This window comes from Microbulbifer halophilus (assembly GCF_026183675.1).
GTDB classification, from domain to species: domain Bacteria; phylum Pseudomonadota; class Gammaproteobacteria; order Pseudomonadales; family Cellvibrionaceae; genus Microbulbifer; species Microbulbifer halophilus.
The window spans coordinates 24,163-38,947 of the sequence record NZ_JAPIVK010000012.1 but is presented as its reverse complement, the minus strand read 5'-3'; the positions used below and the strand labels follow the sequence as shown (position 1 = coordinate 38,947).

11 protein-coding genes and 1 tRNA gene are annotated in these 14,785 nt (G+C 61.8%); 5 read left to right on the top strand and 7 right to left on the bottom strand.

Translation table 11 applies throughout. The annotated features are described in order from the left end of the window. Positions 1-9: 9 nt before the first annotated feature. Together oadA and OQE62_RS08120 are read right to left on the bottom strand one after the other, a co-directional pair. The gene (oadA, locus tag OQE62_RS08125; RefSeq protein ID WP_265721518.1) at positions 10-1,791 is read right to left on the bottom strand and encodes a sodium-extruding oxaloacetate decarboxylase subunit alpha; all 1,782 of its coding nucleotides are present in this window, start codon (positions 1,789-1,791) and stop codon (positions 10-12) included. A gap of 68 nt (positions 1,792-1,859) precedes the next feature. Beyond that, positions 1,860-2,096: an OadG family protein gene (locus OQE62_RS08120; protein WP_265721517.1), complete on the bottom strand. Its 237-nt coding sequence runs from the start codon at positions 2,094-2,096 to the stop codon at positions 1,860-1,862. 514 nt (positions 2,097-2,610) lie between these two features. Here OQE62_RS08120 and OQE62_RS08115 point away from each other — a divergent pair. From OQE62_RS08115 to polX, 3 genes are all read left to right on the top strand, one after another. Continuing rightward, on the top strand, positions 2,611-3,612 hold the full coding sequence (locus OQE62_RS08115) for a tRNA dihydrouridine synthase (protein WP_265721516.1): 1,002 nt from the start codon (positions 2,611-2,613) through the stop codon (positions 3,610-3,612). Positions 3,613-3,746: 134 nt separating this feature from the next. Further along, positions 3,747-5,933, top strand: a complete 2,187-nt coding sequence (gene ligA / locus OQE62_RS08110; protein ID WP_265721515.1) for an NAD-dependent DNA ligase LigA — start codon at positions 3,747-3,749, stop codon at positions 5,931-5,933. A 228-nt stretch (positions 5,934-6,161) separates the two neighbouring features. After that, positions 6,162-7,880 (top strand): DNA polymerase/3'-5' exonuclease PolX, encoded by a 1,719-nt coding sequence (gene polX / locus OQE62_RS08105; protein WP_265721514.1) that lies wholly within the window; start codon positions 6,162-6,164, stop codon positions 7,878-7,880. A 105-nt stretch (positions 7,881-7,985) separates the two neighbouring features. Here polX and ftsH read toward each other — a convergent pair whose 3' ends face one another. Further along, positions 7,986-9,914, bottom strand: coding sequence for an ATP-dependent zinc metalloprotease FtsH (ftsH, locus tag OQE62_RS08100; RefSeq protein ID WP_265721513.1), 1,929 nt, complete (start codon positions 9,912-9,914; stop codon positions 7,986-7,988). A 160-nt stretch (positions 9,915-10,074) separates the two neighbouring features. Further along, positions 10,075-10,151: transfer RNA gene (locus OQE62_RS08095), tRNA-Arg, on the bottom strand. Between the two features lie 532 nt (positions 10,152-10,683). On the opposite strand from OQE62_RS08095, the gene OQE62_RS08090 reads away from it, so the two are divergent. Both OQE62_RS08090 and OQE62_RS08085 read left to right on the top strand, forming a co-directional pair. Next, positions 10,684-11,160 carry a hypothetical protein gene (locus tag OQE62_RS08090; protein WP_265721512.1) on the top strand — a complete coding sequence of 159 codons (477 nt, stop codon included), beginning with the start codon at positions 10,684-10,686 and terminating at the stop codon, positions 11,158-11,160. Between the two features lie 33 nt (positions 11,161-11,193). Beyond that, positions 11,194-12,069 carry a M90 family metallopeptidase gene (locus OQE62_RS08085; protein WP_265721511.1) on the top strand — a complete coding sequence of 292 codons (876 nt, stop codon included), beginning with the start codon at positions 11,194-11,196 and terminating at the stop codon, positions 12,067-12,069. A 17-nt stretch (positions 12,070-12,086) separates the two neighbouring features. Here the strand turns inward: OQE62_RS08085 and OQE62_RS08080 are convergent, their stop codons facing one another. From OQE62_RS08080 to OQE62_RS08070, 3 genes are all read right to left on the bottom strand, one after another. Then, positions 12,087-12,872: an outer membrane protein OmpK gene (locus OQE62_RS08080; RefSeq protein WP_265721510.1), complete on the bottom strand. Its 786-nt coding sequence runs from the start codon at positions 12,870-12,872 to the stop codon at positions 12,087-12,089. A gap of 76 nt (positions 12,873-12,948) precedes the next feature. After that, on the bottom strand, positions 12,949-14,166 hold the full coding sequence (locus tag OQE62_RS08075; RefSeq protein ID WP_265721509.1) for a cytochrome c: 1,218 nt from the start codon (positions 14,164-14,166) through the stop codon (positions 12,949-12,951). Positions 14,167-14,238: 72 nt separating this feature from the next. Beyond that, positions 14,239-14,784: a (2Fe-2S)-binding protein gene (locus tag OQE62_RS08070; protein WP_265721508.1), complete on the bottom strand. Its 546-nt coding sequence runs from the start codon at positions 14,782-14,784 to the stop codon at positions 14,239-14,241. Position 14,785 lies beyond the last annotated feature (1 nt).

Here is a 14,785-nt window from a genome sequence, read left to right as displayed (position 1 = left end):
GTGCCTCCGTTATGCGATGGACAGCAGGACATCGCCCACCGCCACGGAATCGCCCTCTTTCACCGACACCTCGGTCACGCTGCCGGCATGGGGAGCACTGACTGAGGTCTCCATTTTCATCGCCTCCAGCACCACGATGGTCTGGCCCTCGGTGACCTGCTCGCCGGGCTTGACCAGTACCTTGAAGATATTGCCGGCCAGCGGCGCCTTCACCGGCTCGCCGCCGGTTGCCGGTGCCGCCGCAGGTGCGGCCGCCGCATTGCCGGAGGACGGCGCCATGCTGGTGACATCGCCGCCGTCGGCGACGGTGACGTTGTAGGACTGGCCCTCGATGGTGACGGTGTAGACACCCTCGCCCTTCTCGTTGGTAACCGCGCTGTTTTCCGCGCCGGTGGGCGCCGGTTCGAAGGCATCCGGGTTACCGCGGTTCTGCAGGAACTTGAGGCCTATCTGCGGGAAGAGCGCATAGGTCAGCACATCGTCGATCTGCCCCTCGCCATCGGTGAGGGCGATGTCCTCCCGCGAGGCCTGCTCTTTCAGTTCTCCGGTCAGCTTGTCCAGCTCCGGCTCCAGCAGGTCCGCCGGGCGGCAGGTTACCGGTTCCTCGCCTTCCAGTACCCGCTCCTGCAACTCGCTGTCTACCTCCGCCGGGGTTGCGCCGTACTGGCCGCGCAGTACCGCCGCGGTTTCCTTGGAGATATTCTTGTAGCGCTCGCCGGTGAGCACGTTCAGCACCGCCTGGGTGCCGACGATCTGGGAGGTGGGCGTTACCAGCGGCAGGTAACCCAGGTCCTTGCGCACGCGGGGGATTTCCTCCAGCACCCGATCCAGTTTGTCCCCGGCGCCCTGTTCGCGTAGCTGGTTTTCCATATTCGTGAGCATGCCGCCGGGCACCTGGGCCACCAGGATGCGCGAGTCCACGCCCTTGAGCGAGCCTTCAAATTTGGCGTACTTCTTGCGCACCTCGCGGAAGTAGGCCGCGATCTCTTCCAGCAGCTCGATATCCAGGCCGGTATCGCGATCGGTGCCCTCGAGAATGGCCACCAGGGATTCGGTGGGGCTGTGACCGTATGTCATGGACATGGAGGAGATGGCCGTGTCCACATTGTCGATCCCCGCCTCCACGCATTTCAGCGCCGTGGCAGTGGAGAGGCCGGTAGTGGCGTGGCACTGCATGTGGATGGGAATATCCACCGCTGCCTTCAGTTTTTTTACCAGTTCGTAGCCCTCGTAGGGACGCAACAGGCCGGCCATATCCTTGATGGCGATGGAGTCCGCGCCCATGTCCTCGAGCTGGCGCCCCAGGTCCACCCACAGGTCCATGGTGTGCACCGGGCTGACGGTGTAGGAAATGGTGCCCTGCGCGTGTTTGCCCTGTTTCTTCACGGCGGCCAGCGCCGTCTCCAGGTTGCGCATATCGTTCATGGCATCGAACACGCGGAATACATCCACACCGTTTACCGCGGCGCGCTCGACGAATTTCTCCACCACGTCGTCGGCGTAGTGGCGGTAACCGAGAATATTCTGGCCGCGGAACAGCATCTGCTGCGGCGTATTGGGCATGGCTTTTTTCAGCTCGCGGATACGCTCCCAGGGATCTTCGCCCAGGTAGCGGATACAGGCATCAAAAGTGGCGCCACCCCAGGATTCCAGCGACCAGAAGCCGACCTTATCCAGCTTTTCTGCAATCGGCAGCATATCGTCCAGGCGCAGGCGGGTGGCGAAAAGTGACTGGTGCGCATCGCGCAGGACCACATCGGTAATGCCCAGTGGCTTTTTAGCCTCAGTCATGGGGTCGTCTCTCTCGGTAATTTATTGAAATGTTCGGCAACCGGTCATTGAATGGTGGAAGCACCCGATTACTTGTTGCGCTCGCGGTGTTTCTGGATCGCCGCCTTGGCAATGGCGCGCAGGCGCGGGCTGTCATCGCGCTGGTTGCCGGATACGGGAGCGACAGGCTCCGCTTCGGGAAAGTTACGGACAATAATGCGGGACATGATACTGGTACCGATAACCAGCACCAGCAGGAAGGTGAACACGATTCCCATGCCGAACACGGTTATGTCCAGCCCCTGTTGTAATAAGGTTTCTTGCACTATTTTTCCTTTCATCCGCTCAGCCCGGATATTTCACCGGGCCGCTTGCTATTCATTTTGGCCCAATTTTTTCTGAAGTTTTCTGGACCTCCAGAAATACAGCATATTACCGGGCGCCGCTGGCCGCGCCCTCGCTTGACCTCTGCACACTCAGCACATTTTGGCGGCTAATACGTGCAACCAGCATGCATCTACGCCGCCAAAATGCACTGAGCGCACAGATCTCGGCGCGATCATCGCGGCCCCCGGTAAAATCTCCGGGCCGGGCGGGCGCTATTACAAAATAACAACCTTTTAAAATCAAACACTTATTAGTTACACGCGCAACGATAAAGCATTTGTCATACATAAGCCGATTACGCGTAACCAGTGCCTTTTCCGCACAGCCATGACCGGATATTACCGGCTTATTGGCATATCCCACCCAATGTCGGGAAGAAATTAGTGACAATCCGACAACACTGGTAAAATTCGCCCTCCTCAACCGGCCGCGTTTCCCTGTTAGCCCGAAATTATGACCCAACAGACATTGGCTATTCCGCGACTCTACCAGGCCCCCATGGAAGGCGTGATCGACCACCATGTGCGCGCCCTGCTGTCCGCCGTCGGCGGCGTGGATATCTGCGTGACCGAGTTTGTGCGGGTGACCCACACCAGGCTGCCACGCAAGGTGTTCCTGCGGCTGTGCCCGGAGCTGGCACGGGAAGCCTCCACACCCAGCGGTGTACCGGTGCGCCTGCAACTGCTGGGCGGCAACCCCGATGCCGTCGCCTGGAACGCCGCCAAAGCAGTGGAAGTGGGCGCCCGGGCCATCGACCTGAATTTCGGCTGCCCGGCCAAATCCGTCAACAACAGCGACGGCGGCGCCTGCCTGCTGCAAAGCCCGCACCGGGTGGAGGCGATCGTCGGCGCCGTGCGCCGCGCCCTTCCCGCCGAGATCCCCGTCTCCGCCAAGATCCGCCTGGGCTTCGAGGACCGGTCCAGCTACCTGGACAATGCCCGCGCGGCGGAAAACGGCGGCGCCGGCGAACTGGCAGTACACGCCCGCTCGAAAAAAGACGGCTATCGCCCGCCGGCCTACTGGGAGTATGTGGGCGAAATCCGCGAACAACTCGCGATGCCGGTGGTGGCCAACGGCGATATCTGGACACTGGACGATTTCCGGCGCTGCCGCGATGTGACCGGCTGCGATGCCTTCATGTTCGGCCGCAGCCTGCTGGCGCGCCCGGACTTGGCGCTGCAGGTGAAGGCCTTCTGCGAGGGCCGCGATTACACGCCCATGGCCTGGCGCGACATCGTCCCTCTCCTCTGGGACTACTACCTGACCACCCGCGAGGTCTACCCCGCCAAATACCTCGGCAACCGCATCAAGCAGTGGCTGGCCTACCTGAAGCTGGGCTACCCGGAGGCGCAGGTGTTCTTCGAGCGGATCAAGCGGCTGCGCGAGGCGGAACTGATCGAGGCGGCCTTTGCAAGGGAGCTGGCGGGCGGAGACACCGGCATCGAGGCTGCCTGAGGACCCGAACAACGGTGTAGGCTGGAGTGAGTTCCACGAACTCCGACAACCCGCCCCCGGGGCCTATCCGTTGGACTTCGCTACGCCTGTAGGAACCTGCTTGCAGGCGAATGGCGGTGGCTTCGAAGTGGCTCATGCCCAAGCAGCCATCCGTGGAGCTAACGCCGGCCCGGCCATCCATGGCCGGTCGCAAACTGCACAACGAGCAGGCTCGTTACGCGTGCTGTTTTGCCCTGCAAGCAGACTTCTACCGCGATGCTATCTTGAATATCCTTATGGACTTCAAGAAAAACCCCGATACCGACTTCAAGAATATCGACGACCTCAACGAGGACGAGGCCGCCGGGGAGGCGGCCGCGCTGCGCGAAGGCATCAACTATCACGACCACCTCTACTACGTAAAAGATGCCCCCAGAATATCCGACGCAAAATACGACAAGCTGTTAAAACGCCTGGAAGATCTGGAAGACGCCCATCCCAAACTGAAAACCGACGACTCCCCCACCCAGCGCGTCGGTGCCGAACCGGTCAGTGAACTGGAAAAAGTCGAACACAGCGCGCCGCTACTGAGTCTTCAGGCAACACTGGAGGCCGACGCCGTCAAAAGGCTTCTCGACCGCGCCCGGGAAGCGGCCGACAGCCGCTCTACCGATCTGGTGCTGGAGCCCAAGTTCGACGGCCTTTCCGTGGAAGTGATTTACCGCGAGGGGAAATTCGAACGCGGCGCTACCCGTGGCAATGGCCGGGTTGGCGAAGATATCTCCCGCAACCTGAAGACAGTGCACACCCTGCCGCTGTCACTACAGGGGGACGAACTGCCGGATCGACTGGCGGTTCGCGGCGAGGTCTATATGCCGCTGGACGGTTTCACTCGACTCAACAAGCAGCGCGTGGAGAGCGGCCGGAATCCCTTCGCCAATCCCCGCAATGCCGCGGCGGGACTGATGCGCCAGTACGAATCCAGAAATGTGGCGGGCAAACCGCTGGCCATATTCTTCTACGAAATACTTGCCGCGGACGGCGATCTTCCCGATTCCCACGAAAAAGTACTCAGACAACTGCGCGACTGGGGGCTCAGGGTCACACCGCTGAACAAAACCGCCAGCAGCTTCAAAGAGATCGAGAAATACCACCGGAAGCTGGTCGGGCGTCGCGATGACCTCGACTACGAAATCGACGGCATTGTCATCAAGGTGGATGATCGCGAACTGCGGGAGACCCTCGGCACCCGCGACCGCAATCCGCGCTGGGCGCTGGCCTGGAAATTCGAGCCCCGCGAGGAGAGCACACTGGTGGAGGATATTGTGGTGCAGGTGGGCCGCACCGGCATTCTGACACCGGTGGCGCTGCTGCAGCCAGTGGATGTGGGCGGCGTCACCGTCAGCCGCGCCACGCTGCACAATGAACGCGAGGCGCGGCGCAAGGATATCCGTATCGGCGACCGGGTAAAGATCATCCGCGCCGGCGATGTGATTCCGGAAATCGCCGAGCGCATCAAGCGCCCGGGCAGGAAACGCGGGGATCGATTCGAGATGCCGGGGCAATGCCCGGTCTGCGACGCGGCCATCACGCGCGAGGGTGCCTACCATATCTACAGCGCCGGTCTCGCCTGCCCCGCCCAGCTGCGCGGCCGTATCCGGCATTTCGCCTCGCGGGAGGCGATGGATATCGACCACCTGGGCGAAGATGCCGCCGACCAGCTGGTAACGCGCGGGCTGGTGGAAAACCTGGCGGATCTCTATCAGCTGAAAAAAAACGATCTGGAGTCTCTCGAAGGCTACGCGGAAAAATCCGCAGGCAAACTCCACGATGCCATTCAGGACGCCAAGAGCGCGCGCCTGGATCGATTCCTGTACGCCCTCGGTATTGCCCATGTAGGCCATCGCGTGGCGCGTCAGCTGGCCGGCGAGTTCGGCACTCTCGACAGGCTGATGAAAGCGGACAGGGAGCGCCTGCAGAAAATTCCCGATATCGGCGCCGAGATCGCCGCCGCCACCGCCGACTTCTTCGCCGACAAAGACAACCGCAGGATTCTGCAGCGCCTGCACCGTGCGGGCCTGGAGATCGGGGAGATGCCGGCGCGCGACAGCCAGCCCCTGAAGGGAAAGACCTTTGTCTTCAGCGGTGCGCTGCACGACTTCACCCGCAGTGAGGCCAGGGAGCAGGTGGAAGCGCTCGGTGGTCGCGCCACCTCCAGTATCAGCGGTGAAACCGACTACCTGGTGCTGGGCGACAGCCCGGGCAGCAAACGGGACGAGGCCGAGGAACAGGGGGTCGACTGTATCGACGAAGACGCCTTCAAGCGGCTTCTCGAACGCTAGTGTGCCGTACGGGAAGTTCGCAAACAGTTCGCTGCGCCAAAGCGCCCAGCTCTGCGTTGAGAAAGCTTGAAATAACGCTGCTATTCCAGCGCTTTCTCGCCTTGATCTGAGCGCTTTGGCTATGCTCCTTTGTTCGCGAACTTCCCGCACAGCACACTAACCCATTCGGACAGCAGATGGCTCTTCCCTATACTGACAGAACACTTCCTTCGATCGACTGATGCCGCTATGCCGGTCCACAATCGTGAAATCGCCGACAAATTCGATCGCCTGGCCGACCTGCTGGAAATCGAGGGCGCCAACCCCTTCCGCGTACGCGCCTACCGCAATGCCGCGCGCACCGTGCGCGGCTATCCCCGCGCCATGGCCGACCTGATCGACGATGGCGAGGACCTGTCGGAACTGCCGGATATCGGCGACGACCTGGCGGAAAAGATCGACAAACTGGTGGAGAGCGGCGATCTGCCACTGCTGGACGAAGTCGAGCAACGCACCCCCAAGGCCCTCAGTGAGTTGATGAAGATCGAGGGGCTGGGCGCCAAGCGGATCAAGGCGCTGCACGAGGCACTGGAGATCGACACCATCGACGACCTGAAAGAGGCCGCTGAGCGCGGCGATATCCGCAACGTGGAAGGTTTCGGCGACAAGAGCGAGGAGAAGATCAAACAGCGGCTGGTAAAGTACGCCGGCGACGAACAGCGCACCCAGCTGATCGAGGCCGAGGAGATCGCCAAGCCGCTGGTGGAATACCTGAAAAAGGCCAAGGGCCTGAAAGACATCGCCATCGCCGGCAGCTACCGCCGGCGCAAGGAGACGGTCGGCGACCTGGATATCCTGATTACCGCAAAACAGGATGCGGATGTCATGGATCACTTCACCGACTATGAGGAGGTGGACGAAATCGTCTCCAAGGGCAAGACCCGCTCCACCGTCTACCTGCGTTGCGGTATGCAGGTGGACCTGCGGGTGGTGCCCCAGGTCAGCTTCGGCGCCGCGCAGCACTATTTTACCGGTTCCAGGGATCACAATATCGCCGTGCGCAAGCTGGGGATCAAAAAGGGTTACAAGGTCAACGAGTACGGCGTGTTCAAAGGCGACGAGCGTATCGCCGGCAAGACAGAGAAGTCCGTCTACAAAAAGATGGACCTGCCCTATATCGAGCCGGAACTGCGCGAGAACCGCGGCGAGCTGGAAGCAGCGCGCAAGGGCGAGCTGCCCAAGCTGATCGAACTCGACGACATCCGCGGCAACCTGCACGCTCACACCAAAGCCACCGACGGCCACGACTCACTGAAGAAGATGGCCCGGGCGGCGGCGGAGCGTGGCTACGAATACCTGGCCATCACCGACCACTCCCGCCGACTGGCGGTGGCCAACGGCCTGGACGAAAAGCGGTTGCGCAAACAGCTGGATGCCATCGACAAATTCAACGGCGATCAGGATGACATCCGCATTCTGAAATCCATCGAGGTGGATATTCTCGAGGACGGCAAACTGGACCTGCCTGACAGCGCGCTGAAAGAGCTGGATTTTGTGCTCTGCGCGGTGCACCACAAGTTCGACCTGCCGCGCAAGAAACAGACCGAACGGATACTGCGCGCACTGGACAACCGCCACTGCCATATCCTCGCCCATCCCAGCGGTCGCCTGATCAACGAACGTGAAGCCTACGAATTCGACCTGGAAAAAATACTCGAAGAGGCGGCGGACAGAGGCCGCGCCATCGAGCTCAATGCACAGCCGGATCGCCTGGACCTGACCGATGAAAGCTGCAAGATGGCGAAGGATCTCGGGGTAAAGATTTCCATCGCCACCGATGCCCACAGCGCAACCGATCTCGACTATATGCGCTTCGGCATCGACCAGGCGCGGCGCGGTTGGCTGGAAAAGAAAGACGTAGTCAACTGCCTGCCGCTGGAAAAACTGCTAAAGCTGTTTGAACGCTGAACCCTACTCCACCGGCCGTTCGCCGAGTGGATGATGGGCACGCTGCGCTTTGCCCATCCTACGGCCGAGGCCAACCCAGTGCCATAATTTCGTAGCCTTTTATAGTTACGGCTTGTTATCGCCACCGACAATCTGCCGGATCTCCGCAGATTCCAACGTCTCCTTCTCCAACAGCGCTCGCGCCAGTTTATCCAGCCTGTCCCGGTTATTTTCCAGTAATTCGACCACCTCTTTCTCAATGCCCCGCACCAGCTCGCCGATCTCCTCGTCGATAATCTGCGCCGTATGCTCACTGAAATCCTGCTGCTGGGCAATTTCGCGGCCGAGGAAGACATGTTCCTCGCCGCGGCGAAAGGCCACCGGGCCGATCTTGTCGCTCATGCCCCAGTGGATCACCATATGCCGCGCCAGGCGCGTGGCCTGTTTGAGGTCCTCATCTGCGCCGGAACTGACCTCGCCAAAGATCACCTTTTCCGACGCCCGCCCGCCGAGCATGACGCCGATGCGATCGCGCAGGTAACTGGGGCGCAGGCTGTGGTGCTCCTCTTCCGGAATCTGCTCGGTGGCGCCCAGGCTGCGGCCGCGGGGAATGATGGTGGCCTTGTCCAGCGGATCCGCGTGGGGCAGCAGGCTGGCCACCAGCGCGTGGCCGGATTCGTGGTAGGCGATGATCTTTTTCTCGTCGTCGCTGATCACCATTTCCCGCTCGCCGCCCAGCACCACCTTGTCCCGGGCCTGCAGCATACAGGCCATATCCACCGCCGGCTTGTCCTCGCGCCCGGCCAGCAGCGCCGCCTCGTTGATCAGGTTTTCCAGATCGGCACCGGCGAAGCCCACCGTCAACGCCGCCAGCCGCTCCATATTCACGTCGTCCGCCACCGGCACCTCGCGGGAGTGGATTTGCAGGATCGCCAGGCGGGCGGGCCTGTCCGGCAGGTCCAGGGTGATCTTGCGGTCGAAACGGCCCGGGCGCATCAGCGCCGCATCCAGCACATCCGGGCGGTTGGTGGCCGCGATCACCACCACCGCCTCGTGGGGATCGAAACCGTCCATCTCGCCGAGGATCTGGTTCAGGGTCTGTTCGCGCTCGTCGTGGCCGCCACCCAGGCCGGCGCCGCGGGCGCGGCCCACGGAGTCGATCTCGTCGATAAAGATGATCGATGGCGATTCCTTCTTGGCGCTGGCAAACATATCCCGCACCCGCGAGGCACCCACGCCGACAAACATCTCGATAAACTCGGAGCCGCTGATACTGAAGAAGGGGACATCGCTCTCGCCGGCCAGCGCCTTGGCCAGCAGTGTCTTGCCGGTACCCGGTGGCCCCATCAGCAGGATGCCCTTGGGAATCTTGGCCCCCAGCCTGCGGTAGTGATCCGGGTCCTGCAGGTAGCCGGCAATCTCCTGCAGATCGCGTTTGGCGTGGGCCAGCCCGGCCACATCGTCGAAGGTCACATTGGATTCGCCCCGCTCGAAGCGCCTGGCCTTGGATTTGCCGAAACCGAAAGCCCCCTGACCGCCACCCATGCCCCCGGCACCGCCCATGCGCGCCTGCATGCGGCTGGCAAAGAAGAGCAGCAGACCGAGGATCAGCAGCCACGGGATCAGGCCGATCAGCAGCCGCGACCAGAAGTTGCCTTCGGCGGGCTCGGCCCGCACCTCCACCTGGTAGTCCTCCAGCAGCAGCATCAGGTCCGGATCGTCCACCGGCGGCAGAGTGGTGGAAAAATGCTTCGGCTGCGGGCGATCACCGGTGGCAACCGTCTCGCTGTCGGCGCCCTTGTAGCTGCCGCGGATGTTTTCCCCCTGCAGGGTCACGCTGGCCACCCGGCCCTCGGTGACCTTCTGCTTGAAGGCGGTGTAGGAAAGCTGCTGGCGCCGGGGCGTGTCGGCGGTGTTTACCAGATACTGGGAGGTCAGCAGGATCGCCATGATCCACACCAGGTAGGGCAACCACGGCATGGGACGCTGTGGCGGCTGTTCCGGTGTGGGCGGCTCCCGGGTGGGGTCTGTGTCGCTGTCCCGTCGATCTGCCATAGGGAGTCCGGGTGTTTCGGGCCAGGTCGGGCGGGAATTCCGCCTCGCAACAGCCCGTAGGGCCAGTATAGCTTGCCGGCCACCTGTCCCACTGGTCTCTTTGCGCCAGAAACAGCGATAAAAAAAGGGCCCGATCCTTTCGGATCGGGCCCTTTCTGTATGGCGCGCTCGGGAGGATTCGAACCTCCGACCGCCTGGGTCGTAGCCAGGTACTCTATCCAGCTGAGCTACGAGCGCGTTGCATTGTGGTTGCGAACTATAGTGAAGCGGCTTTGCCGCGTCAACTACTTTTAAGGAAAATTTCTTAAAAATCCGCAAGTTACCGAACTTCCCAGCCTTCCGGTGGATCGCCGGTGAAGCTCGATAGGGCGCGCATTCTGCCCTCGCGGGAGGCGCTTTGCAAGCCCTGGTTTGAAGATAGTCGATTTTGCCGTCGGGCTCAGTGCCAAATCCCTTCCCCTCTCCCCGGCCCTCTCCCGATGGGAGAGGGAGTAGAGATCCCGTCCCGGGGAACCAACCTCTTTCTCCACCACTCCAACCACCAGGACTTACTCGCAACGGAAAGCATCGCCCGGCCCGTGTCGCATACCATCGACTTATTCCCCTCTCCCCCGGTAAACACGCTTGCCCCGCGGCGTATCGCTGTGGCCGGGGCAATCGCTGTTGCGCTGCATGCTTTCCTGCTGCTACTGCCGGTTTCACTGCGGCGCGAACCCCTCCCCGACCGGCCCCGATCCGTATCACCATTGCACAGCCGCCGGAACCCGAAGTGGCGCCGGCAGAAGCTCTCGATCCGTTGGCAGAGCCTGAATCGACTGCGAGTCCGGAAGCTCCGGCAGAGACTGCGCCGCCCGCAGGTCCGGCCCCGGAAAAACCGAAAACAGTCATCCAGACAGAACAGAAACCCGCTGCCCCAGCGCCGCAAAAGGATACCGCCGGGACCACCGAGCGACCGGCGACGCCAGAATCCGGCGCCAAATCCCGTTCCACCGTGTTCGACCCTAATTTGGCGAAGAAACTGGCTCGAGAACGCCATAAAGTCCGCAAGTTCAAGTCCGAAGATGACAACTACAGGACCGCCACCGGGACCTTTGTTCAACAGGGGGATCGCTGCTGGGAAGTCTTACAATTGGTCTCCGGTGACACGAGCAGTGAATCGAGCCAGTGGCTCAGGAGGAAATGCCCCGGGGCCTCCAGGTCCAAATCAGATATCGACCGGCTCGCGCGCAAGTACGGAATTCCCTAACATTGAGAATCCACAGCGCTGACCCGGAGCTCCATGACCACTTTCCTGGCCATTATCCTGCTCGCAATCCTCGTCTGGCTGGTGCCGCTCTACTACCGGCGCTGGCGCCGCGAGCACCTGCGCAAGAAACCGCTGTCCGACAGACAGCAGCAACTGCTGATCGATGCCCTGCCTCTCTACCGCTGCCTGCCACCGGCGCAACAGCAGGAGCTGCAGGCCAATGTTGCCCTGTTCCTGCACGACAAGGAGTTCGTCGGCTGCAACGGCCTGCAGGTGACCGAACCGATACGTGTGTCGGTGGCCGGCTTCGCCTGCCTGTTGCTGCTGGGCCGCAAAAACAACTGCTACCCGAACCTGTACACGGTGTTGATCTACCCGGACACCTACGTCGCCCGCGAAACCCGTGTCGAGGGCCATGTGGAATCCACGGAGCACAGTGCCCGCGAGGGCGAGTCCCACTACCGCGGGCCGGTGGTATTGTCTTGGGGGGATCTGCAGCAGGATATGATGCACCCACAGCAGGGACGGAATGTGGCACTGCACGAATTCGCACACAAGCTCGACGAGGAGGACGGCTACTACGACGGCCGGCCGCTGTTCAGCGACGCCGGCGAGGGAAAGAACTGGGCGGCAGTGATGGGCCGCGAATTCGAGCGGCTGCAGCGCAAACTGGACGCAGAGGAATCCGGCGATACGCCCGTCGACGAAGAGACACCGTCGATACTGGACGTCTACGGCGCCCAGTCGCCGGCGGAGTTTTTTGCCGTGGCCACCGAAACTTTCTTTGTCACCCCCACCGAGATGAAGACATTCCACCCGCAACTGTACGGGGAACTCTGTGCATTCTATCGGCTGGATCCGCACTCACTGCTGCGTGGAAATCCGCCGGGCGATCGATATCCCGCGTGACGCCCCTCCATTGTTGATCAAAACCGCCACACCAGCAGGGCCTGGACCGCGCTCTCGTCCACGTCGGTGCCCTGCTTGTTGCGCCAGTACTGATACTCGATTCCCACAAAGAGCTGCTTGGGACTGTCGAACAGCGCCTTGCCCATATCCCAGCGGAACTGCGGCTGGGCGAATATCCAGCTTTTTGCGCGTCCCCCGGATTCGATGCGGCGGCCCTCGATATACTCGATGTGCCCCTCGATGCTGAAGTCCTGCCCGCCGATGGTGAATGGAAAGGCACCATTGAAATCCACCATAAAGCTGTCCCCTTCCCGCGGCGCCATATCCCCGTCGCTATCATCGATAAACGCGGTGATGTCGGTATTGAGAAAGGCGCCTTCGGCGGGAATCTCCCAGGACAGACGGATCCCCGGTAACACCTTGCCCACATTGGCATCCGCGGCGAAGTTGTAGCCGAATATCAGGCCGAAGTCCGAAAAGGGCCCGACCGCCAGGTCGCAGCCGGTGATCTTGCCGAGACTGAAATTGCTGTACCACTCGGCGTAGACGTCCTTATCGTTGAAGCCGTCGCCGCGACTGTCGTTGAGAAAGTCCACGAAGAAGTAATTGTCGCCATACTGCCAACCACTGGCGTGCTGAAGAGTCAGAATGGTGGTATCGGTGCCCCTGCCCGTATAAGGGTTATCCAGGTGGCCGTACTGCAACTGCGCTTCAGTATTGGACCACTCGGCGGCCGCGGCAGCCGGGGGACACAGGCACAGCGACAGGAGCAACAAACGGGGCACTACAGCCGGCGATTTCATAGACCTCCCCCTCGGCGATGGAGTATGCGATGGAGTGACTGAAAAAAGGCGGGTTCGACTCCCGGTCACATGGTGATTAATGCGCTGGCGAAAAATAGCCCTCTTCTTCAAGGCTGTGGCGTATGCGCGCCACTTCCTCCGCGGTCACTTCGGCCCCGCCGCTGCTCCAGGCGGCGCGCATGAAATTCACCAGTTCCGCGATGCGGGCGTCATCCAGTTGGCGATGAAATGATGGCATACCGGCCCGAGCCCGCTCGCGGTCCAGGCGCTGTGCCGGCAGGCCGCGCAGGATCACCGCAATGGCGTTGTGCGGCCTGGCCGCGCGGATGGCGGCGTTGTTGTCCATGCCCGGCGCAAACGCCTGGGTGATGCCGCTGCCGGCTCGGCCGTGGCAGCCGGCGCAATAGGCGATGAAATCCCCCCGCCCCCCGGGATAGTTCTGCGCGGCGCTTTCGCTATTGCCCGGCCGCTCCGGCAGGGCCTCGCTGTCGTCCAGCAGGAAAGTGATCATCGCGTTGATGTCGTCGTCGCTCAGGTGGCGGAGACTGTGCTGCATGACGCGATACATCTCGCCGAACAATGTGCCCCGCTCGCTGCTGCCGGTGGTCAGCAGCTGCCGCAGTTGCGCCCGGTTCCAGCCCTGGCGGCGCAGCGACTGCGGGCGGATATCCACCGCGTCCCAACCCTCCAGCACGTTGCCGGCAAAACGCTTGTCGAACCGCATGGCCTGGGCAAAGTTGCGCGGCGTATGGCACTCGCCACAGTGACCCAGCGCATTGACCAGGTAGCTGCCGCGCTGCCACTCGGCGCTCTTGCCCGCCGGCTCGGCGAGCGTTTTTTCCGGGTCGAAATAGAGCCAGTTCCAGAAGCTGAGACCGAAGCGCAGGTTCGCCGGAAATATCAGTCGGTTTTTCGGCGGCCGGTTTTCCACCGGCGGCAACTGCATGAAATAGCGGTAGAGGGCTTCGATATCGTCGTCGCGCACCAGGTAGTAGGAAGTGTACGGCATGGCCGGGTACAGATTGCCGTGGGGGCCCTTGCCGTGGCGCATGGTCGCGCGGAATTGCTCCAGGGAATAATCGCCGATACCGGTTTCCCCGTCCGGCGTGATGTTGGTGGAATACAGGGTGCCGAACGGGGTCGGGAAGGGGCGCCCGCCGGTGAAGGGGCGGCCGTTTTCCGCCGTGTGGCAGGCAACGCAGTCGGCGGCGGCGGCGATATAGCGGCCCTTTTCCGCGAGGGGCTGGGCCGCGGTGATGGAAGGCGGAAACAGGAAGAAAAGAAGAATGGTCATTGCCCATCCCTTGCCTTTCCCTGCTGCCGGTTCGCCTGCAAGCAGGCTCCTACAGCGGGCGATAACAGCCATTCAGTCGCCCTCCTTCACCAACCCCGGCGTGGATTCGATCACGTCCCTTACCGCGTGGAAATAGCGCACATAGCCGGTGCAGCGGCAGATATGTTTACCGAGCGACTCGTCGATGGTCGCCTCGATTTTGTCTTTCGCCACCGGGTTCTTTTTCAGCCGCTCGATCAGCACCGTGGCGGCGTTGACGAAGCCCGGGGTGCACCAACCGCACTGGAAGGAAAAATGGCGCAGGAAGGCCTCCTGTACCGGCGACAGGGATTCGATTTTTCCATCGGCATTGCGCTGCGCATGTCCCTCCACGGTGGTCACGTTGCTGCCATTGAAACGGCCCACATTGTTGATACAGGTGCGCAGCGTCTGCAGCCCGCCGTTATCATCCTCGACGATAACCTCGCAGGCGCGGCAGACGCCGATACCACAGCCGAGCTTGGTGCCGGTCAGATTCAGGTATTCCTGCAGGAAATCCAGCATCGAGGTGTATTCGGGGATATCCATCGGCCCCACCGTCTCGCCGTTGACCTTCATGGAGATGGATAAACTGGCCATT